We start from the raw sequence: 20,813 nt of genomic DNA, 5'->3' as shown, positions 1-20,813 counted from the left end.
TCCGGCCCTCTCCTGACCTGCAACTCCGCGTGGCCTCACCGGTGCATCAACCCGATCGCGATGAAATAGGCAAGACCCGTCAGTACCCCGCCCAGCAGCAGTGTGAACATGACCCGCACACGTCTCACCCACCCTTGATGGAGCATTGGTACGGGCGGCCGGTCAGGACCCGGCACCCGGCGGCGACGATCTTCCAGCCGTCGGCGAACTGCGAGAGGAACAGCGTGTCCGCCGCGAGGACGACCCGTGCTTGCCGACCGTAGACATCGACTGTCAGAACGGATCCGCCGACGGGCAGCTCTGCCTCGGGGATCGCGTCGGGACACGCTCCCTTCCCGGACTCCTCCACCTCGCTGCGGGTATCCGGTGCCAGAGCCGCACATACGGCTGTCGTATCCCCGGTGCCGATGGCCCGCTCGAATCCCGCCGCGGCAGCAGACGCGTCCGAGCCGCGCTCGCCGGAGCCGCCGCACCCGCCGAGTACCACACCGAGGACAGGAACGACCAGCAGTGTGCGCCAGGCGGTGGTCCTCGCCAACCCACGGCCCTGGGCCCCTTGCTCCGTCATGGCGCACAGGACCTCGGCGAGTCCCCGCCCGTGTGCCAGGCCTCTGAGGTCGTCTCTTCTCGTGCGCCAGCCATTCTGTGTTCTCTCTGCTTCCTGGCCTGCCTGCTCCCGCCAGGCCGAACACTCATGATGTGAGCGGCCTGCCCGGCGCAGGTCGCGGCTCGACGCAAAGCCGGAAGAGCACACTCCAATGGCACGCAGTTCACCCCCGCGGTCGCCCGCTGAGCTGCCTTCGCGAGAGGCGCGCCATGGGCTTCCATGCCCACGGCGTCGATGACGGCATCACTGCCCCGTCCGTGGGTGAGGTCCCGAGGGCATCGGGCAGAGTCTGTCCGTATTGGCTCACGTCGAACACCTGAACCCCGCGCCCGGTGGACCTGACCAGCCGCTCAGGCACAAGATCAACACCGATCACAAGCCCGGCACCACGGTGCTGGGCGACCCTGGTTGCCATGTCGCCGATGGGTCCAGGGCCCAGGACCGTGACGCTGCCTCCGGGCGGCACGTCCGCGTAGGCGACCGCCTGCCAGGCAGTGGGCAGCAGCGTCGACCGATCATTCGTCGGCTTGGCCGGCCTCTGCCACGGCTACACCGTCGGAAGACGTCGTCAGACATGGAACGCGGGGTGCTGTGAGCAGCATCCCGTCGCACCCTGGAGAGATGAAGGCGCCGATAATTGTCCATGGCCTCTCCCGTTCTGGCGGACGAAGAGTCGCTATCGAAGGCAAGGTCGTCGGGCTGGCCCATAACGACAGCGACCTCGTCGAATTCCTGAGGCGTGCCGGGCTCGACGACGCGTGGGAACTTGTCGACGACCCCCACTGGATCGAATGGCGCGGGGGGCGGGCGCACCGGTACGAAGCAGCGTGATGACGCTGCCGTCCTGCAGCCACGACTGGCTGCGGCGCTTCGGCCCCCGGCAGGGGCCCGTGCGGTGCTGCCATCTCAGGTCAACAGCCGCAGGACCGCCTCCTCAACGGCTCCCTGCGTGCCGGCCGGCCCAGGGCAGCGCCGTCGCCCAGTCTGCTGAGCGCGATGGCGACCGTGTGGCCTTCCTCGAAGAGTTCGATGACCCTTGGGTTGATGTACGAGGCCCGGCATACCGCGGGCGTGTTGCCGAGGTACTCGCTGACCTCGCGGACAGCGCGGACGACGGCGCGTTTGCGTGCGGTCTTCGACTCATCGGCCACCTCTGCCGACACTGCGAGGGCGACCGCCGCGAGGACGGTGGCGTGCCAGGTCCGGAAGTCCTTCGCCGTGATGTCCGCTCCCGCGCGGGCACGCAAGTAGTCGTTGAGCTCCTCGGCGTGTACCCCGTGCCAGGCCCGGCCCTCCCAGTAGGCGAACAGCCGCTCACCGCCGCCGCGGCGGCGCAGCAAAGAGCGCAGCACTGTACAGGCGGGAGGGTCGACGAACGCGCGCGTCTGCGTCTTCGAGCACTTCCCCGGGTAGGTGAGGCACACCTCGCCGCTCCGGCAGACGGCGTGCTCCTTGAGAGGGTGGTCAGTCCGTATGCCCCGTTGTCCCGCCGGTACGCCTCGTTTGCGACGCGGAAGAATCCCAGGTCAATCATGCGGACGGCGCAGGCCAGGACGCGCCCGCGGGTCAATCCGCGCCCATCGAGGTCCTCCGCGACGTGCGCGCGCATTTCGGGCAGCGCGGCGGCGACCTCAAGGACGTGGTCGTGCTTCGCGGCCTCCTGCTGTTCGCGGAACCTCGGGCGGTACAGGTACTGGCGCCTGCCTGCGGAGTCGGTACCGGTGGCTTGGAGGTGCCCGTTGGGCCAAGGACAGATCCAGACGTCCCGCCACGCCGGGGGAATGGCGAGCCGCCGCAGTCGGTCCTTCTCCTCGGGGTCGCCGATGCGGTGCCCCGAGGCATCCTGGTAGCGAAATCCGCGGCCCGAACGGACACGTCTGATACCAGGCCCGTCGGCGTCACTCGTCCTCAGCCGCATCTCACCCATACTCGAAGCGTGCCTCCATCCCTGACCGCCTGCCTCAGCTGGGGACGGCTCGCTCGACGGAATGTGTCACGGGCATTTCAAGGACGCGAAGCCGACCGAGGGTGGCGGAGTGTGATCAGCACCAGAGCGCGAGGCAACGAACGCTTGCCAGGGGAGTGATCCCGCCGGCAGTTCGGCGTCCATGAGACGCGGGACACCGATTCTGGTTCCACACAAACACCCGCCGCACCGCTTTTTTCCGCGCCTGCTCTCCGTGCTGAGACACACGAGACGAGAGGCGAGCACTCGTCCCCAACCCGCACAGCACGCTGACGGGAGCGGGGCTCCACCTCCGGCCAGGCATCGATGGTGCCCCCAGCACTCGTCTCCCAGATCCGTTCCACGGCAGCCGAGTTGGCGGGACTCGCCGAACACCCCCGCGGCGGTGAGCGACGGGCCCGGCCTGCCTGCCACGCCCGACCGCCGCCAGCGGCCCCACCGCTACCACCGGGCGAGTGCCCCCATACGGGTCGCCGGGCTGTCCCGGGTGGCGTGGGTGGCGTGGGGGGCGTATGGGTGGAGTGGACGCGGCGGCCCGGTGAGGGTCAGCACGCCCGGCGTGGGAGTCCCTCGCGGACTTCCGTGCCCGGAGTCGGACATGAGAGAAGGAGCATTTGATGCCTGCAGGTTCGAGTCGTAAGCGGGAGAGGCAGTACGAGCACATCAAGGAGAGTGCGGAGAAGCGCGGTGCTTCCGAGGAGCGTGCGAAGGAGCTTGCCGCGCGCACGGTCAACAAGGAGCGGGCCCGGTCCGGGGAGGCCAAAACAGCCAGCAAGACCTCGACGCGCGATCCGAAATCCGCCTCACAGCGTGGCGGAGAGCGGTCCCATCGCGGAGCTCAGGGGCCCACCAAGGACCAGTTGTACGAGGAGGCGAAGAAGAAGCACGTCGAGGGCCGCTCGACGATGAACAAAGAGGAGTTGCGCAAGGCACTCGGTCATTGACAGGGCGGCTCGGCGAAAAACGTTCCGGGCCGGCGGCCAGGGGACGAAGCAACGGCGGGGCTGCGGACATGTCCAGCAGAGCCGCTGCGTGGGATGTCTGTTGCACGGCTGTGGACGCGTTTCATTCTTCCGCGTGTCCGTTCCGGCCGCGCAACCTGGACCCGAAGGCGGTATGCATCATGCGGGATAGCGGCGATGTCGTCGAGGAGTTGATGGCCGACCACCGTGAGGCGGACGAACTGTTCGACCGGATCGAAGCCGTTCCGGCACGGGGCCCGGAACGCAGACGGCTGCTGGACCAACTGACCATGGAGCTCGTACGGCACGCAGTCGCAGAGGAGCGGCATCTGTACCCGGCTGTGCGAGAGCACGTCCCGGGCGGCGATGCGCTGGTCGAAAAGGAGACTGCCGATCACGTCCGCGTCGAGCGGCTGCTGAAAGACTTGGAGGGGATGAGTGCGGACGATCCCGAGCTTATCCACCTGTTCGTCAAGCTCCGCACCGAGGTCCGTGCACATGTCAGGGACGAGGAAGACAATCTGTTCATTCAGCTTCGCGCGGCCTGTGGTCCAGAGCTTCTGGATCTTCTGGGGCAAGAGGTCCGAACGGCCAAGGAGACGGCTCCCACTCGTCCGCACCCCGGCATCCCGAGCTCCGCACTGGTCGGCAAGATCCTTTCTCCTGGGCTGGGACTGGTAGACCGTGTACGCGACTTCATCACCGGTCGCGGCGAATGACTGGCTCTGCCACCACACCTGTCGGGCAGAACCCATTCCGGCCTCAAGGCACCGATCGGACAACCGCGACTCATCCCACCGCTCACGGTGCCCTGGCACCGAGGTTCAGCCAAGTGTCCTGGACACGCACTCGGCCACTGCGTCACGGAGACTGCCGGTGCGAGCGAGTAGTTCCCGTTGGGTCCGTGCCCCGGTCCCCCGTTCCAGTACGTCCATGAGTGCTTGCTCAGCCGAAGCGAAATCGTGGCTGTCTTCCAGGGCACCTCGAACGTGCCTGAGCAGGGCCGCGATGACATCGGCCGCGGGTTCGGGGCGCATGGTGCGAGGGTGGAGCAGTTGTCCTTCCAGTCCCGACCTGCCGGCCTGCCAGGCAGCCATACGCAGGACACTCGCTCCCGCCGGGTCCGGCGGATCGCCGGCGCGCCATTCGCGTGCCGCGGTCTCGACGAGGCCGCGGACGAGCGTGGCAAGCAGGACGGTGTCGGCCGGGTCCAGGCAGACGTCCGCCACCCGGATCTCGACCGTGGGGTACCTGTGCGACAGCCGCGCGTCGAAGTAGATCATCCCTTTGTCCCGCAGGACTCCCGTTTGGATGAGTGCCTGGACCTCTTCGTGGTAACGCTCCGCGGAGCCGAAGATCTCGACCGGTCCGGCCGAGGGCCAGCGCCCCCATACTCTGCTCCGGTAACTGCTGTACGTGGTGTCGCGACCTTGCCAGAAAGGCGAGTTGGAGCTCAGCGCCAGTAGCACTGGCAACCAGGTGCGCACGCGGTCCAGCACACCGACGCCCTCCTCGTCCGATACCACCGAGACGTGTACGTGGCATCCGCACGTGAGCTGTTCCTGCGTGGTCCGGCCGAACCTGTCAGCCAGCCATCTGTACCGCTCTCCCTGGCCGACCGAAGGACTGACCGGCAGAGGAGAGGTCGCAAGGGCCACTACAGCTGCCCCCGCCCGGGCGGCGCTCTCTGCTGCCTCGGCGCGCCAGCGGCGAACCTCGTCCGCGAGCTCACGCATGTCCCTGCGCGGTTCGGTGGCGAATTCGAGTTGCTGATCGTGGAGCTCCGGCTCGAAGGCCGAATCTCCCTCCGAGCGGCGTTCCGCGACGGCCAGCACGGCCGTCGAAAGCGCCCGAGGCTCGCCGCTGTGTGCGTCGACGAGCAGCAGTTCCTCCTCCACACCAACGGTCCGCACCATCACATCCTCGCAGCAGCAGCCCTCAGACGCTTGTCATGTGTTAACGCGCGGTATCGGGTTGCTGCGAGACCAGGCACGGTGCGTCGGACGCTGCATGGTGTATTCGGCCGCCGCCGCAGAGCCAGAGCGCCGCAACGAACCGACCCAGGAGAGTCTGGTCCGCCCGGCGGTTCCGCCCCGGCGTGGACCAGAAGGGTTCCGTCACTCAGAGTGGCGGTGGTGCAGTAGATCAAGTCCGAGAGCTACCCCGGCTCCGCGGTCGGTCGCACACCCGGTTGGCGGATCGGTTTTGGTGATTACGCTGGACAGGGCGCCCGTCGTCAGATGTCGGACACAGTGAAGAGGGCGCCATCGCAGCCGCGGATGCCGAAGGCGCAGCTCGGGGCGCCGACGGGAGAGGGAACCGGTCAGGACTCCCGCCGTGACGGAGGCCGCCGCAGCCTGGCAGTTCCGAGTCTGGGCAGTCAGGTCCACCAGCATCTTCGCGTTGACAACGTACCTCTGCTGAGCCGTTGTTCGCTCGAGTCAGGAATGACCGCCGCCCGGCGCACGGCCGGGCGGCAGAGGTCACCTGGTGAGACGACGTCGCACGAACACTGGTGACCGGCGCGGCTCCTTGCCCCGATCTATATCAGCGGTACGACGATGGCGACCGCCACCAGGATGATCACGATTACAATGATCCACACCCACGGAGTGCGGTGTCTGGGTGATGGATCTTCGGGGCCGCCTCCACGGGGCCGGTCCTCGGGAAGACTGGTGTCCTCCGGCCGGTCACGGCGGTAGAACTCGGGGTCGGACATGAGACGAGCCCTCCTCACGTGCGTCGGCGCCCCATCGTGAGACGCCCCCACTTCTCAATGCTCCCACTTTCCGGCTTTGCCACGACGCGAGCGTCTCCCTACGTCCAACTGCTCCGCTGCTCGCCCCCAGCGGATCCCGCCGACTGGACTGGCTCACCGGATGCGACCCACATCCCGACGACACCGCCTGGCGCACCTGGGTCGACGAGACCGTCGTCAGCTGGGCCGCCTGCCTCCTGGCCGATCCGGGAGCTCCGTGAGGTCCTGGCTCCCACCGCGGGCCGTCCCCGCGCGGCGGTGGACTTGGTGAGCGGCTCGGGGGAGAGGGAGTGCTCACCCGCTGACCCATGCTCCTCCCGCTCGCCGCCGCCGACGTCGCGGCTGCGCTGTCCGGCGAAGCCCCTTGGCAGCCGCTCGTGGGAGCGCCGTGCCCCTGATCCGCGTAATGCGGCAGTCCGTCCCAGACAGCCCCCCATAGTCGCAGTGGTGCGGTGTATGTCGTGGTCGCGCTACTCGGTGTGCCGGCCGCAAGCTGAAGAGGGAGTCGAGCGGTGCTTCTGTTTCCCAGACGCAGACGCGTGATCAAGGAGAGGACACACCGGATCGCCCAGGCGGGGTTTGTCGCGGCCGACCGTAGAACACCTCTTTCAGAGGCTGCACAGGGGATGATGCGAAAGGCGTTCCCGGACCACTGGTCGTTCCTCCTTGGCGAACTCGCCCTGTACAGTCTGGTCGTCCTGGTGCTGACCGGCAGCTTTCTGGCGCTGTTCTTCGACCCCAGCATGAAATCAGGGCCCTACCTCGGCTCCTACGGTCCCCTGCGCGGCTTGACCGTTTCACAGGCGTACGCCACCACACTGCACATCAGCTTCGATGTGCGAGGCGGGCTGCTGGTCCGGCAGATGCATCACTGGGCTGCCCTGATCTTCGTCGCGGCCCTGGGCGTGCACATGCTCCGGGTGTTCTTCACCGGTGCGTTCCGCCGGCCCAGGGAGGTCAACTGGATGGTGGGCGTGACGTTGTTCCTCCTTGCTCTGTTGGAGGGTTTCTGCGGCTACTCCCTGCCCGACGACCTGCTGTCGGGGACCGGTATGCGTACGGCGAACACCATCGTGATGTCCCTCCCCGTTGTGGGTACGTACCTGAGCCATTTTCTGTGGGGCGGGTCGTTTCCCGGCCATGCCATCCTTCCGCGCCTCTACGTCGTCCACGTCCTGTTCGTTCCTGCTCTGCTCATCGGCCTGGTGCTGTTGCACCTGGTGATGGTCGTCTACCTGAAACACACTCAGTGGTCGGCGCCCGGCAAGACCAATCGCAACGCGGTGGGACAGCCGATGTTTCCGCACTTCGCCGCCAAGTCTGCAGGGCTGAGCCTGATGGTCGCCGGTGTCACCGCCTGGCTCGGCGCCACCGCCCAGATCAACCCGGTCTGGAGCTACGGCCCTTACCGGGCGGATCAAGTCTCCCTCGACTCACAGCCCGACTGGTATGTCGGATTCCTGGAAGGCGCGCTGCGGCTCATGCCCCCTTGGGAGAACGAGGTGGCAGGGCACACGCTCATGTGGAACGTGCTTGTCCCCGCGGTGCTGTTGCCCGGCCTGCTCTTCCTCGTCCTCTACCTCTACCCCTTCTTCGAGAAGTGGGTCACCGGCGACGAAGTGGAACATCATCTCTGCGACCGGCCGCGGGACCGCCCCACACGCACCGGTCTGGGCGTGGCGGCCGTCGTCTTCTACGCGGTACTGCTGCTGGCGGGCGGCAACGACGTCACGGCCCTCGTCTTCCGCGTCTCCGTGGAAGTACTGACGTGGATCCTCAGAATCGCGTTGGTTGCCGGTCCGGTGATCGCCTTCCTCGTCACCAAACGTGTGTGCCTCGCCTTGCAGTCACGTGAGCGTCAACTCATGCGAAGTGGAACAGAAACGGGCCAGGTCGAGCAGAATGTCTACGGTGCGATCAGCGAAGGCCACCGACCGCTCGACCCCGCCCGGCGCTACCGTGCACTCGTGAGGGACATTCCCCGCCCCCTCGCCCCGCCAAGCGGCAGAGCAACACGAGGTGCACGGGTTCGTTCGCTGTTGAGCCGCTGGTACTACCGCGACCGGGTCGACATGCCGACGACCGCCGAACAGCGCGCGCAGATCGAGGAAAAGCTCCACGACCTGGCGGGGGATCCGGAGAAGCGGTAGAAAAACGCTCGTCTCCCCGCCGTGCGGCAGTGCCGCTCTGTCCGGGAAACGCACCGTCCCGCGAGAGGTGCCGGCTCTCCTGGGTTCACGAAGGGGCCTGACACGGTTCGGCAGGGGTCGGCTCGTAAAGGCCGCGTTGCGTCACATTCAGTCCTCCCGCCCGGCGAACTGGAACGTCATGCCGAACACCCCGGCGAGGGCGACCCCCAGGCCGATGAGGAACAGGAAGAGTGCGTAGACCACGCCCAGGCCCATCAGTGCCGCGCCCACGGCGATGACCGCCGGGTAGACGCTGTGCGGGGGGAAGAAGTCCACGACGCCGGAACGTTCCCGGATCTCCGAGTCCCGGTGGTCCTCAGGTCGCGAGCCCTTCCTGCGATGGTTCGTCCCGCAGAAGAAGCTGATGAGCGCCGACATGAGGAATGAGACGGTCAGGGCAGCGACGCCGGCGGGTTCGCGCGCGAAACAGGCATAGACGACATCGGTCACCAGGAAGAACACCGCTACGCCTGCGAAGAGTTGGGCTTCCGGTTTCATCCGCTCCGCCCTTCGAGCGTGTCCGGTGTAGGCGCACCGCTGCTCTCCGCCGCTCCCGGCCCGTACGCCTCCGGGTGGTTCAGGTCGAAGGACGGCGAGTCGGAACGGATCCGTGGCAAGGCCTCGAAGTTGTGCCGTGGTGGGGGACAGGAGGTAGCCCACTCGAGCGAACGGCCGAACCCCCAGGGGTCGTTCACCGTCACAGCGGGTGCGTACTTGGCGGTCCTCCAGACGTTGTAGAGGAACGGCAGGGTGGAGAGTCCGAGCAGGAAGGAGCCCGCTGAGGAGAGGGAGTTGAGAACGGTGAAGCCGTCGGCTGCGAGGTAGTCCGCGTACCGGCGGGGCATTCCCATCTCGCCGAGCCAGTGCTGGACCAGGAAGGTGATCTGGAATCCGATGAAGAGTGTCCAGAAGTGAATTCTGCCGAGCCGTTCGTCGAGCATTCGGCCGGTCAGCTTGGGCCACCAGAAGTAGAAGCCGCCGAACATGGCGAAGACGATCGTGCCGAACAGGACGTAGTGCAGGTGGGCGACGACGAAGTAGCTGTCGGTGAGGTGGAAGTCCATGGGCGGTGAGGCGACGAGGACGCCGCTCAGCCCGCCGAGCAGAAAAGTGGCGAGAAACCCCAGGGCCCAGAGCATCGGAGTCTCGAACGAGAGGCTTCCGCTCCACATCGTGCCGATCCAGTTGAAGAACTTCACACCGGTCGGGACCGCGATCAGGAACGACATGAGAGAGAAGAAGGGCAGCAGCACGGCCCCCGTGGCGAACATGTGGTGGGCCCAGACGGCGGCCGAGAGCATGGTGATGGCAATGGTGGCACCCACCATCCCTACATAGCCGAAGACGGGTTTGCGGCTGAACACGGGAAGAATCTCGGTCACCACACCGAAGAACGGCAACGCGACGATGTAGACCTCCGGATGCCCGAAGAACCAGAACAGATGCTGCCAGAGCAGCGCTCCACCATTGGCGGGGTCATAGACGTGCGCGCCGAACTTGCGGTCCGCCATCAGCGCCAGCAGGGCCGCCGTCAGAACGGGGAACGCCAGCAACGCCAGGAGCGAGGTGAAGAGGATGTTCCAGGTGAAGATCGGCATGCGGAACATCGTCATCCCCGGGGCACGCAGGCAGAGAATCGTGGCGATGAAGTTCACGGATCCCAGAGTGGTACTGATACCGCTCAGGACCAGCCCCATGGCCCACAGGTCACCCCCGGCCCCGGGCGAGCGGATGGCACTGTTCAGAGGGGCGTAGGCGAACCAGCCGAAGGAGGCGGCACCGCCGGGAACGAGGAGACCGCTGACGACGATCAGCCCGCCGAAGAGGAACAGCCAGTAGGTCAGAGCGTTGAGCCGGGGAAACGCCACGTCGGGCGAACCGATCTGCAGCGGCATGATGGCATTCGCGAAACCGGCGAAGGTCGGCGTCGCGAACAGCAGCATCATGACCGTGCCATGCACGGTGAACAGTTGGTTGTACTGAAACGGGCTCAGGATCTGCATACCCGGCCGCGCCAACTCCGCGCGCATGATCATCGCCAGCGTCCCGGCGAACAGGAAGAAGGCGAACGACGTGACAAGGTACATATTGCCGATCGTCTTGTGATCGGTCGTCGTCACGATCTCCCGGATCCGGGACCCCGCGAGCACCCGGGGGCTGTCGCGCACAGCCTCCTCCGGGAGCGCCCACCGTGGATGTTCCAGCCGTGACATGGGGCGCCTCCGCCGTTCCGATTGGCAGCAGTGGCCGGATCCACTACCGCGCATGCTGGGCAGCCTCATCCGATCGGCCGAAAACCCGCCTGTGCAGGGGCCTGGCCGGGCTTGCCGACGGTGAGGGCGACCGGCGACAGACCCGGTACACAGGCTCTCCACCGATATGAACGAAGCCCGGCCGTGGGGGATTCGCTGCCGAACGGGTGACAGACCTCTGACGCACACGCCCCGCCGTCATGTGATCTTCCGCAAGCGGGCGAACCTGTCAACGCGGAGGCTGCGCGAGCCGGGCGGCGCTCTCCAGGAACAACGCGTGGACGAAGGCCTGGGGGAGGTTTCCGCGGAGCTGTCGTTGACGGATGTCGTACTCCTCGGCGAAGAGCCCCGCCGCCCCGCAGGCGGCGCGATTGCGTTCGAACCATCGCAGGGCTTCTTCCTGATGATGCTGCTGGTGCTCGGCGAGGGCCATGACGTAGCCGCAGAGCAGGAAGGCGCCCTCCGCCTCCTCCAGCGGCCGTTCGTCGTGCCGGAACCGGTAGGCGTAGTGATCGGTGGTCAGTTCCTGCCGGTACGCCTGCAGAGTCGCCCGTGTTCTCGGGTCCTGAGCCGGCAGCGCCCCGCGCAGTGGTGGCAGCAGCAGCGCCGCGTCGACGCGCGGGTCGCCCGGGGAACGTTGCCAGCGTCCTGAGGGATGGAGGTCGGTGGCCGAGGCCGCGGCGACGATCCGGTCGGCGCGAGCGGCCCAGGAAGCGGCCCGTCCGGCAGAAGCGATACCTGCGCCCGAGCGCAGGCCGGCCGCGCAGATCAGGCGGCTGTGGGTCCACGGGCGGTTCTCCAGCTCCCAGATCCCGGCGTCGGGGTCTTGCCAGCGGCGGGCGATCGCGTCGGCTGCGACGCAGGCGGCCTGCCGGCCGTCGGTGTCGAGCCGGCCGAGCCGGTCGGCAGCGGAGAGGAGCAGCAGCACTTCGCCGAAGGCGTCGAGCTGGAACTGCTTGCTGACCAGGTTGCCGACCCGGTCGTACCCGCCGGGATAGCCAGGCAGCCCCAAGGTGCGCTGATCGGGAACCGGGCCGCCCGTCACGGTGTAGGCGGGGGCAAGCCGTGGACCGTCCTGGTGCAGGCGGGCGGTCACGAACCGCACCGCACTGTCCAGCAGTGCGTGATCACCGCAGGCCGCCGCGGCCTGCCCCACGTAGCACTGGTCACGGATCCAGACGTAGCGGTAGTCGTAGTTGCGGCCCTCCTCGGCACGCTCCGGCAGACTCGTCGTGGCCGCGGCGACCGTCCCGCCCGCGGCACTGGTCAGACCGTGCAGTACGGCGCAGGCCTGGCGGGCGTCCCCGGGCGCGAGCGTCGACGCGAGTACGGGGACCGCCTCGGCCCATGCGTTCTCGGTCGCCGCCCACGCCCGCGACGCGACCACCGGATCGCCCAGCGGCTGGTCGGAGATCTCCAGCACCAGATCGCGGGAGCTTCCCGGATCCAGAACGAGGTCCGCGGCCAGGCCCGTGGTGCGAAGCGTTCGGCGCACGGGCTGCGCCTCCGGCGCCCCGCTCCACCGCCACCGCAAGGTGCCGCACCGCCCCGTCCAGACTTTCTCCGCGTCCCGGCGGACGTCTCGGGCCGCCTCCGTGCCGAAACCCGCACACGGTTCCAGACCCACCATGACCTCGGCAGTCCCGTCCACAGCCTCGATCCGGCGCAGCAGGACAGCCCGGTGCGGATCGCCGGGAAGCACGAGAGCGTCATGGCACTCGACGATGCCTCTTTCGGTGATCCACCGGTTGCACCAGACGAGGCTGCCGTCTTCGTAGTAGCCGCCTCTTACGAAGCGACCGCGCGGAGTGACCGTGTAGTGGCCGGCGCCTCCGATGAGGGCCGCGAACACCGCTTCCGAATCCCAGCGTGGCGCGCACAGCCAGGAGATGTCCCCGCGCGGGCCGACAAGGGCCCCGCGCTCGCCGTCGGCGATCAGGGCGTAGTCGCGCAGCGCATGGGGCTGGGGTGTACTGCTCCGGGACGGGCGGATGCGGTTCACATGGGGCCTCCTCGTTCTGGCCGGCAACCGGTGCCGACGTGGATCACCGTCGGACCCGGTAGCGCTCGGCTACCTCCTCGCGCAGTTCCAGGCCGAGGCCCGAGCCGCCGCCGCGGTCCGGACGAAGCGTTCCGGCCTCAGGGGTCAGTGCGCCGTCGAAGAGGCGCTGTTCGATGCCGACGTGGTCGTGGAACCACTCCACGTGGCGGAGGTTGGCCACGGCGGCCCCTGCATGGGCGTGGATGTGGGGCGCGCAGTGTGCGGAGATCTGCAGCCCGGCGGCCTCTGCCAGAGCAGCCGCGCGCAGCCAACCGGTGATTCCCCCGCACCGGGTCGCGTCCGCCTGGAGACAGTCCACCGCGTCCGAATCGATCATTCGGCGGAAGTAAGGCAACGTGCAGCCGTACTCCCCGGCAGCGATGTCGGCTGCGGCTGCGGCCCGGACCATGGACAGCCCCGTCAGGTCGTCGGAGGAAACCGGTTCCTCGAACCAGGTCACGCCTTCGGCGGCGAGGAACGGGGCCAGTCTGGCTGCCTGCTTCCGGGTGTAGGCGCCGTTCGCGTCCACGTAGAGTTCCGCGGTGTCACCGATGCTCGCGCGGGCCGCGGCGATGCGCTGCCGGTCGCGTTGTTCGGCGCGGCCCCACGACTCCCCGATCTTGATCTTGACCCGGGGTATGCCTTGGTCATGGACCCAGCCGCGCAGTTGACGGTCCTGTTGCCCGGCGGCATAGGTGGTGAAGCCTCCGCTGCCGTACACCGGCACGTCGCGTGCGCTCGCGCCGAGCAGATCCACGAGCGGGAGCCCCAGCAGGCGTGCCTTGAGGTCCCACAGAGCGATGTCGACGGCCGAGACGGCGCCCGCGACCAGTCCTGGGAAGCCGGCGTTGCGCACCGCGCGTCGCATCGCCTCGTTCGCGCCTGGCGGATCCCACGCGCGCAGACCGGTCACGACATCTGCCAGCAGATCGTCGACTACCCGCGCGGCGCCGGCCGCACCGTAGGTGTATCCGAGCCCCGTCGCTTCGCCTGTGCCCACCCGCACGAGCACCAGGGTGGTCGACCCCCATGCCAGGGTGCCGTCCGCCTCCGGGGTGTCCGTCGGGACTGTGTACGCCGCGGCTTCGACCGTGCGTATCAGCGGTTCGCCACTTGCCGGGATCGCGTTCACTCAGCTCTCCCGCGCCCGGCCGGGGCAGCGCCGCGGTGGTGGTGTCCGGGCAGCAGCTCCTGCACCTTTGCCTTGAGCCCCTGTCTGATCACACCGCCACGGTCGCTGTCGCCCTTCGCGATCGCGGAGACCACCGCTTCGGCCTGCTCCCGGGTGGCGTGCGGGGGGATGGGCGGGACGGCCGGGTCGGTGACGAAGTCGATGACGAAGGGGCGGTCGGCTTCCAGGGACCGCCGCCAGGCGTCCTCGACGTCACCGGGCTTCTCGACTCGCATGCCACCGAGACCGATCGAGCGCGCGAAGTCGGCGTACGGCACGTCGGGCAGGGACTGGGAGGGCAGGAATTGCGGGGCCCCGGACATCGCGCGCATTTCCCAGGTGACCTGGTTCAGATCCTGGTTGTTGAGCACTGCGACGACCAGACGCGGGTCCTGCCACTGCGACCAGTACTTCGCGACGGTGATGAGTTCCGCCATGCCGTTCATCTGCATGGCGCCGTCTCCGACGAGTGCCAGCGCCGGCCGGTCGGGGTGGGCGAACTTCGCACCGATGGCGTACGGCACGCCCGGGCCCATCGTGGCGAGTGTCCCCGAGAGCGTGCCGCGCATCCGGCCGCGCAGACGCAGATGGCGCGCGTACCAGTTGGCGCCGGAACCGGAGTCGGCAGCCAGTAGGAGATCGTCCGGCAGCAGCGCGTCGAGGCAGTGCACGACGTACTCCGGGTTGACGGGGTCGGCTTCCACGGCGGCGCGGCGCTGCATGACCTCCCACCAACGGGCGGTGTCCTTCTCGATCTTCTTGCGCCAGGCCCCGTGCTTCTTCCTCTTCAGGTGCGGCAGCAGCTCTCTGATCGTCTCCCGCGCATCGCCTACCAGGTTCACCTCGAACGGGTAGCGGAGGCCGATCATGTGCGGGTCGATGTCGATCTGCACCGCGCGGGCCTGGTCCAGTTCGGGCAGGAACTGCGTATAGGGGAAACTGGAGCCCACCACCAGCAATGTGTCGCAGTCCCGCATGAGCTCGTACGAGGGACGCGTACCCAGCAGCCCGATGGCCCCGGTCACGTACGGCAGTTCGTCGGACAGCACGTCCTTGCCCAGCAGCGCCTTGGCCACCCCGGCACCGAGCACGTCCGCGAGTTCCTCGACCTCCGCCCGCGCATGCCGGGCACCCTGTCCGATCAGGACCGCCACCTTCTCACCCGCGTTCAGCACGTCGGCGGCCCGTGCGATGTCCTCGCCGGAAGGAACCGGGGCCGACGACGCCAGACCCAGGCTGGAGGGCACCATCTTGAAGGCGTGCGTGGGCGGTGTGTAGTCGAGTTCCTGGACATCCGCTGGGATGATGACCGCCGTCACCGTGCGGCCGGCATACGAGGTGCGGAATGCCCGGTCGATGACGTTGGGGAGTTGCTCGGGGACGGTCACCATCTCGCAGAAGTCGGACGCGACGTCCTTGTACAGGCTCAGCAGATCGACTTCCTGCTGGTAGGAGCCTCCCATGGCGCTGCGGTTCGTCTGCCCCACAAGGGCGACCACGGGAACGTGATCGAGCTTCGCGTCGTACAGCCCGTTGAGAAGGTGGATGGCGCCCGGCCCCGAGGTCGCCGCGCACACCCCTACCTTGCCGGAGAACTTGGCATAGCCAACCGCCTCGAAGGCGGCCATCTCCTCGTGGCGGGCCTGGATGAACTCGGGATCGTTGTCCGCGCGCCCCCAGGCAGCGAGGAGACCGTTGATGCCGTCGCCGGCGTAGGCGAAGACATGGTCAACCTCCCACTCGCGCAGGCGCTGAAGAACGTAGTCGGCTACCTTCATCTGCCTCGGTCCTCTCATCTCGTTCCGGTGCCTGTGGCCGCGGGACCGACCCTCGGCGCGATGGGTCAGGCACTCGGGTGGGCTCTTGTGGTCAGGTGCGGGTATCGGACCGGAGACGGCTGCGCCGAAGCATCGTGCGCGCGGCGGCGCACGCGGCTGCCAACGCGGCGAGGACGGCAAGTGTCATGCGCCGCCCGTCGTCCGCCGAAGCCTCGGGCCGGTCGGTGAGTTTCTCCGGCAGGTCCGACGGCAGGGGGCCGTCCAAGGCGAGCGCCAGTGCCTCGGCCAGATGCATCGCGCGCCGCCCTGTTCCGCCGCCCTCGATCTGGGTGCGGCAGCTGAAGCCGTCCGCGAGGACCAGCGCAGCAGGCGGCGCGGTCCGTACGGCAGGCAGGACGCCCTGCTCGCCGATTGCCATGGACAGACGGTGGTGCCCCCGTTCGAAGCCGAAGTTCCCGGCGAGTCCGCAACAGCCCTCGTCCAGCACGACGGCGTCGACACCGGCACGGTGCAGCAGTTCACGGTCCGCGTCGTACTCGAGCACGGCGTGCTGGTGGCAGTGCGTCTGAACCACGGCGGTCCGCGCCGGCCTCGGAGGCCGCCAGTTTCTGTCCGGAACGTCGTTGACCAACAGCTCCGCGAAGGTGCGGAACTGACGGGACAAGCGCTGGATGTCCTGGTCCTGCGGCATGAGATCGGGGGCGTCGGCGCGGAAGACGGCGACGCATGAAGGCTCCAGTCCGACGATCGGCGTGCCGGCCTCGATCCACGGACGCAACAGGTTCGCCATACGGCGCAGCGCCTTCTTCGCGGTGACCAATTGGCCGGTGGAGATCCAGGTCAGGCCGCAGCAAACGGGAGGAGGCGGCACTGCGATACGGAACCCGGCGTCTTCAAGGACCCGCACTGCGGCCTTCGCCACAGCCGGATGGAAGTAGTTGCTGAACGTGTCCGGCCACAGAACGACCGTACGGTGGTCGGCGGGGTCGGGTTCGGGCATGCCACGTGCGGCCCACCACTGACTGAAGGACTCCGGTGCGAAGACCGGCGCCGCGCGCTCCGAGGCCACTCCCGCCAGAAGTTTGCCCGCACTGGCAATGCCGGGAGCGTGGAGAAGCGCGTTCACCACACGCGGTGCGAAACGCGACAGTCGCGCCCACACAGGCAGCCATCCCAACGAGTAGTGGGCCGCCGGACGCAGCCGCCGCGCATAATGGTGGGACAGAAATTCGGCCTTGTAGGTGGCCATGTCGACCCCGACGGGACATTCGGACCTGCACCCCTTGCAGGACAGACACAGATCGAGCGCGTCACGGACCTCGGTGGAGCGCCAGCCGTCAGTCACGGGCGAATCACGGTGTCCGCCCAGCATTTCGAACAGCAGACGCGCCCGGCCGCGCGTGGAATGCTCCTCCTCACCCGTCGCCCGGAAGGACGGACACATCACCCCACCTGTGTGACTCCGGCAGTTGCCGATCCCGACACAACGCTTCACCGCCTTGGTGAAGGAGCCGTCGTCGTCCGGGTAGCCGAAGTGCGTGGCGTGGTCGGCCGGATGCCACCGTGCTCCGAGCCGGAGGTTCTCATCAGTCCGGTACGGTGCGACGACCTTCCCCGGATTCATCCTGTTGCCCGGGTCGAAGAGCCGCTTCACCTGCTCGAACGCGTCGACGAGCGGCCGACCGAACATCCGCACCAGCAGTTCACCCCGAGCCTGCCCGTCGCCGTGCTCTCCCGAAAGGGACCCGCCGTAGGACGTCACCAGGTCAGCGGCTCGGAACAGGAACTCCCGGAAAGCCGCCACCCCCTCGGCATGCCTGAGCTCGAACGGGATACGTGTGTGCACGCACCCTTGGCCGAAGTGCCCGTAAAGCGCGGGGTGATCGTAGTCGAATTCGGCGAACAGCCTTTTCAGGTCGCGGAGATAGTCACCGAGCCGGTCCGGCGGAACCGCGGAATCCTCCCACCCCTCCCATGTTTCCCGCTCGTCGGGAGGACGTGCGGTCACCCCAAGGCCCGCCTCGCGCGCACGGAGCATCTTCTGCTCACGCCCAGGGTCGTCCGAGAAGGAGACCATCGGGTCGTCGGCGCGGCGCCCGAGGGCGTCCAGCAGATCTCGCGCCTGCCCGTCCACACCGTCCTTGGTCGCCCCACTGAACTGGACGAGCAGCCAACTCTCGCCTTGGGGCAAGGTGTTCAGCGACTCGACATGGGAATGCTCCTCGCGCATGAGCTGAGCCATACGGCCGTCCAGCGCCTCCAGCAGTTCCGGCTCGCAGCACTCCAGCAACCGCGGCACATCGTCGGCCGCGGCACAGATGTCGTCGTAACCGAGTACGACCATCGCCTCGCACGGCGGCACGGGTACCAGATCGAGTTCGGCGCGCAGGACGGTGACGAGGGTGCCCTCGCTCCCGACGAGCGCGCGTGCCAGGTCGAACCCGTTCTCCGGAAGCAGCGAGTCGAGGTTGTACCCGGACACCCGGCGCGGAATATCTGGGAAACCACGGCGGATCTCCGCAAGGTGACCATCCACCACTGAGCGCAGCCCCGCGTAGAGTTCGCCGCGGCGCCCCCCTGCAGCCACGACGTCCTCGCACTCGGCCCGCGACGTGGGTCCGACCCAGCAACGCATCCCGTCGTACGTCAGGATCTCCAGACGCCGCACATTGTCCACGGTCTTGCCGTACGCCTGTGCCGACGCGCCGCAGGAGTTGTTCCCGATCATGCCTCCCAGCGAGCAGTGACTATGCGTGGAAGGCTTCGGCCCGAACTTCAGCCCGCGCCCGCTGAGCTGGCGGTTCAGTTCGTCAAGAACAATGCCGGGCTCGACCACGCAGGTCCGCTGCCCGACATCCACGGAGACCAGCCGATGGCAGTACTTCGTCCAGTCGATGACCACTGCCGCGTTCGTGCACTGACCGGCCAGGCTGGTCCCCCCGCCCCGGGACAGCACCGGCGCGCCGAACCGCGCGCAGACCTTCACCGCCTCAGCTCCCGCATCGACATCGTCAGGGACGACGACGGCGATCGGCACCTGTCGGTAGTTCGATCCATCCGTGGAGTAGGCCCCTCGGCTGCCCGCGTCGAAGCGCACTTCTCCTCGTACACGCCGGCGCAGTTCCCTCTCCAGCGCGTTGGTATCCAAGGCCGCGTCGGCGAAGGATTCCTGTCCTGGCCCAGGGGGCCGGGAGAAAGGCTCGGACTTCATGGCTGATCCTCTTCCCGATGACTACTGAGAGGCACAACGAAGCGATCGCGGGCCAAGGCGAAGGAGGTTGCGTGGGGTCCGCCGGGAGCCCACTGCACTTCCTGGTCACCCGAACTGCTTGTCTGCGAGCGGTGCCGTCTCCAGGCCCGCGCCGCGACGTACCCCCCTCAGAAACGACGACAGCGCCTCCTGCGCCGTTCTGGTCGGCTGCCACCCCAGCACATCGTGCGCCCGGCCGCAGTCGAGGACCGGCAGCCGCAACACCGCGTCGAAGAGATGTGGCGAAGCGGGGACCGCGCGGGCGTGCCACGCGGCAGTCAGAGCGCTCCGCATCAGTGCCGCTGGAACCCGCACCACCTTGGCGTCCAGGAGGTCGGCGAGTTGTTGCGCGTCGATGACCGGTTCCGCCGCCAGGTTGAACGCACCCCGAACGTCAGTTGTCACGGCCGCCCGGTAGGCCTGCGCCGCGTCATCGGTATGGAGAATCTGGAAACGCAGCCCTTCCAGATCAGGAACGAAGGGCAGGAGGTCGGGGCGCAGCAGTGCACCGGGGACGTAACGGCCCGCGAAAATTCGACGTTGCTCACTGGCTGCCTGTTCCTTGAACAGGAATCCGGGCCGCATCCTGACCACCCGGATCCCGGGGTGTCGCAACTCGAACGTGTCGAGCACACGCTCCAGGTACGACTTCTCCCGGCAGTAGGCGGCATCCGGCCACCCGTGCGTGGGCCACTCCTCGTCCACCCCCGGTTCGTCCTTGGGGCCGGGGGAGTAGGCGCCCACCGAGGAGGCGTGGATCAGCACCGGCACACTCGCCCTCGCTGTGGCCTCGAAGACCCGATTCGACCCCAGAACATTACTCCGCCAGGTGACCACAGGGTCACGCGTGGGCTGGAATCGCCAGGCCAGGTGAATGACGGCGTCCGCGCCGGCCAGGTGCTTGTCCAGGGCGCCGGGGCTGTCATGCCGGGAGAGGTCCACCGTGCCCCATGTCACCCCTGGGATCGACAGCTTCGGCAGCCGGCGAGCGAGGCCCAGAACGGACGCCACGTCCGGGTCCTGCGACAGGGCCTTGACCACACTGGTCCCCACATTGCCCGTGGCCCCTGTCACCACGACCCGCAAGCGCTCACGTGTGCTCATCGTCATTCCCTTCTCTTCCCGAACGGGCCCAAGGTGGGCTCGGCGACAGCGTGGGCGCTGTGCGCGACGGGGCGTTGCGCACAGCGGGCGCGGGGCCCCGCAATGGCCGGCAACGTTTCTTCAACATTCGCCCTCCTTGCCAGGAGCAGTGCGCAAGCGATGTCTTCGGGCCGCCCGACAGCGGACAGCGGGAGGTGGAAGGGTAAGGAAGTGGACCACGGGGGTCTCCATGCGTGTCACGCTCCCCGATAGGTGAGTGCACGCATTGGGTCGCTCCTCCCGACAGTGCCTCGCTGAAAGCGCGCTCATGGATGGGCTGCTCCCACACCCGTCAGTGGTTTGAAGTACCCGCAGAGGCGGCCCCGCCGATCGCGGGCTCCGACGCGGTCGAGCGCCGTCCAGGTCTGCCAAGCCGCTTCGCGCCGGTACGAGCCGACTCATCCAGCGAACCAGTGACCGAGCCATCTCGCCTCTCGTGGCCCGGATGCCCATGGGGCGGTGGCGACCACGTGCGAAGGAGCGATCACGAAGTCCGGTCCGTTTCGGGCATCGGACGCGGGGAAACCCACAGGGAGTGGATGAGTCGTGCCTATGAGCCGCGCCTGCGGCCGCCACGCACCGGCCGGCCGCTGCGCCGCACACCGAAGGCGAGGGCGTGATAGCAGCAGCCCCGCTGGAGACGACGGCTCCAGCGCGCTATTCGCCTCAGCGGTCGCCGCATACCGCCACCAGGAC

General features: G+C 67.9%; 14 protein-coding genes and 2 pseudogenes. 4 read left to right on the top strand and 12 right to left on the bottom strand.

The genetic code is table 11. The annotated features are described in order from the left end of the window. Positions 1 to 124: 124 nt before the first annotated feature. Both ACIRJP_RS06135 and ACIRJP_RS06130 read right to left on the bottom strand, forming a co-directional pair. Positions 125 to 568 (bottom strand): hypothetical protein, encoded by a 444-nt coding sequence (locus ACIRJP_RS06135; RefSeq protein ID WP_404168670.1) that lies wholly within the window; start codon positions 566 to 568, stop codon positions 125 to 127. A 209-nt stretch (positions 569 to 777) separates the two neighbouring features. Then, positions 778 to 1,154 (bottom strand): annotated as a pseudogene (locus ACIRJP_RS06130) (zinc-binding dehydrogenase); the annotation flags it as partial. Positions 1,155 to 1,228: 74 nt separating this feature from the next. Here ACIRJP_RS06130 and ACIRJP_RS06125 point away from each other — a divergent pair. After that, entirely contained in the window at positions 1,229 to 1,438 is a 210-nt protein-coding gene (locus ACIRJP_RS06125; protein WP_404168667.1) for a hypothetical protein, read from the top strand. A gap of 75 nt (positions 1,439 to 1,513) precedes the next feature. Here ACIRJP_RS06125 and ACIRJP_RS06120 read toward each other — a convergent pair. After that, positions 1,514 to 2,525, bottom strand: a pseudogene (locus ACIRJP_RS06120) (DNA topoisomerase IB). Positions 2,526 to 3,190: 665 nt separating this feature from the next. Here ACIRJP_RS06120 and ACIRJP_RS06115 point away from each other — a divergent pair. Then, positions 3,191 to 3,517 (top strand): plasmid stabilization protein, encoded by a 327-nt coding sequence (locus ACIRJP_RS06115; RefSeq protein ID WP_404168664.1) that lies wholly within the window; start codon positions 3,191 to 3,193, stop codon positions 3,515 to 3,517. A 179-nt stretch (positions 3,518 to 3,696) separates the two neighbouring features. Next, positions 3,697 to 4,254: a hemerythrin domain-containing protein gene (locus ACIRJP_RS06110; RefSeq protein ID WP_404168966.1), complete on the top strand. Its 558-nt coding sequence runs from the start codon at positions 3,697 to 3,699 to the stop codon at positions 4,252 to 4,254. A 105-nt stretch (positions 4,255 to 4,359) separates the two neighbouring features. On the opposite strand, the gene ACIRJP_RS06105 is transcribed toward ACIRJP_RS06110, so the two are convergent. After that, positions 4,360 to 5,451: a glutamate--cysteine ligase gene (locus ACIRJP_RS06105; RefSeq protein WP_404168661.1), complete on the bottom strand. Its 1,092-nt coding sequence runs from the start codon at positions 5,449 to 5,451 to the stop codon at positions 4,360 to 4,362. Positions 5,452 to 6,077: 626 nt separating this feature from the next. Further along, positions 6,078 to 6,254, bottom strand: coding sequence for a hypothetical protein (locus ACIRJP_RS06100; protein WP_404168658.1), 177 nt, complete (start codon positions 6,252 to 6,254; stop codon positions 6,078 to 6,080). Between the two features lie 665 nt (positions 6,255 to 6,919). On the opposite strand from ACIRJP_RS06100, the gene ACIRJP_RS06095 reads away from it, so the two are divergent. Further along, positions 6,920 to 8,443, top strand: coding sequence for a cytochrome bc complex cytochrome b subunit (locus ACIRJP_RS06095; protein WP_404168963.1), 1,524 nt, complete (start codon positions 6,920 to 6,922; stop codon positions 8,441 to 8,443). A 147-nt stretch (positions 8,444 to 8,590) separates the two neighbouring features. Here the strand turns inward: ACIRJP_RS06095 and ACIRJP_RS06090 are convergent, their stop codons facing one another. The 7 genes from ACIRJP_RS06090 to ACIRJP_RS06060 all read right to left on the bottom strand — a co-directional run bounded on the left by ACIRJP_RS06090 (position 8,591) and on the right by ACIRJP_RS06060 (position 20,078). Next, positions 8,591 to 8,980 (bottom strand): cytochrome c oxidase subunit 4, encoded by a 390-nt coding sequence (locus tag ACIRJP_RS06090; protein WP_404168655.1) that lies wholly within the window; start codon positions 8,978 to 8,980, stop codon positions 8,591 to 8,593. Beyond that, on the bottom strand, positions 8,977 to 10,695 hold the full coding sequence (gene ctaD / locus ACIRJP_RS06085) for a cytochrome c oxidase subunit I (RefSeq protein ID WP_404168652.1): 1,719 nt from the start codon (positions 10,693 to 10,695) through the stop codon (positions 8,977 to 8,979). Before ctaD ends, ACIRJP_RS06090 begins: the two co-directional genes overlap by 4 nt. Before the next feature lie 268 nt (positions 10,696 to 10,963). Further along, entirely contained in the window at positions 10,964 to 12,736 is a 1,773-nt protein-coding gene (locus ACIRJP_RS06080; RefSeq protein WP_404168649.1) for a glycoside hydrolase family 15 protein, read from the bottom strand. A gap of 43 nt (positions 12,737 to 12,779) precedes the next feature. Continuing rightward, positions 12,780 to 13,907 carry an enolase C-terminal domain-like protein gene (locus ACIRJP_RS06075; protein ID WP_404168646.1) on the bottom strand — a complete coding sequence of 376 codons (1,128 nt, stop codon included), beginning with the start codon at positions 13,905 to 13,907 and terminating at the stop codon, positions 12,780 to 12,782. Next, entirely contained in the window at positions 13,904 to 15,724 is a 1,821-nt protein-coding gene (locus tag ACIRJP_RS06070) for a thiamine pyrophosphate-requiring protein (protein ID WP_404168643.1), read from the bottom strand. The genes ACIRJP_RS06075 and ACIRJP_RS06070 overlap by 4 nt, the downstream gene beginning before the upstream one ends. Positions 15,725 to 15,815: 91 nt before the next feature. Further along, positions 15,816 to 18,935 (bottom strand): FAD-linked oxidase C-terminal domain-containing protein, encoded by a 3,120-nt coding sequence (locus ACIRJP_RS06065; protein WP_404168640.1) that lies wholly within the window; start codon positions 18,933 to 18,935, stop codon positions 15,816 to 15,818. Positions 18,936 to 19,040: 105 nt separating this feature from the next. Continuing rightward, a complete protein-coding gene (locus ACIRJP_RS06060) occupies positions 19,041 to 20,078 on the bottom strand; it encodes an NAD-dependent epimerase/dehydratase family protein (RefSeq protein WP_404168637.1) in 1,038 nt (345 codons plus the stop codon). Positions 20,079 to 20,813 lie beyond the last annotated feature (735 nt).

It is taken from the genome of Streptomyces sp. NPDC102437, assembly GCF_044765565.1.
In the GTDB taxonomy this organism is placed as follows: domain Bacteria; phylum Actinomycetota; class Actinomycetes; order Streptomycetales; family Streptomycetaceae; genus Streptomyces.
This window is presented reverse-complemented; position numbering and strand designations above follow the sequence as displayed.

Bases quoted from the DNA above. Each gene is read 5' to 3' on its own strand.
- ACIRJP_RS06135 (WP_404168670.1), bottom strand. From the start codon at position 568: ATGACGGAGCAAGGGGCCCAGGGCCGTGGGTTGGCGAGGACCACCGCC.
- ACIRJP_RS06125 (WP_404168667.1), top strand. From the start codon at position 1,229: ATGAAGGCGCCGATAATTGTCCATGGCCTCTCCCGTTCTGGCGGACGA.
- ACIRJP_RS06115 (WP_404168664.1), top strand. From the start codon at position 3,191: ATGCCTGCAGGTTCGAGTCGTAAGCGGGAGAGGCAGTACGAGCACATC.
- ACIRJP_RS06110 (WP_404168966.1), top strand. From the start codon at position 3,697: ATGCGGGATAGCGGCGATGTCGTCGAGGAGTTGATGGCCGACCACCGT.
- ACIRJP_RS06105 (WP_404168661.1), bottom strand. From the start codon at position 5,451: ATGGTGCGGACCGTTGGTGTGGAGGAGGAACTGCTGCTCGTCGACGCA.
- ACIRJP_RS06100 (WP_404168658.1), bottom strand. From the start codon at position 6,254: ATGTCCGACCCCGAGTTCTACCGCCGTGACCGGCCGGAGGACACCAGT.
- ACIRJP_RS06095 (WP_404168963.1), top strand. From the start codon at position 6,920: ATGATGCGAAAGGCGTTCCCGGACCACTGGTCGTTCCTCCTTGGCGAA.
- ACIRJP_RS06090 (WP_404168655.1), bottom strand. From the start codon at position 8,980: ATGAAACCGGAAGCCCAACTCTTCGCAGGCGTAGCGGTGTTCTTCCTG.
- ctaD (WP_404168652.1), bottom strand. From the start codon at position 10,695: ATGTCACGGCTGGAACATCCACGGTGGGCGCTCCCGGAGGAGGCTGTG.
- ACIRJP_RS06070 (WP_404168643.1), bottom strand. From the start codon at position 15,724: ATGAAGGTAGCCGACTACGTTCTTCAGCGCCTGCGCGAGTGGGAGGTT.
- ACIRJP_RS06065 (WP_404168640.1), bottom strand. From the start codon at position 18,935: ATGAAGTCCGAGCCTTTCTCCCGGCCCCCTGGGCCAGGACAGGAATCC.
- ACIRJP_RS06060 (WP_404168637.1), bottom strand. From the start codon at position 20,078: ATGAGCACACGTGAGCGCTTGCGGGTCGTGGTGACAGGGGCCACGGGC.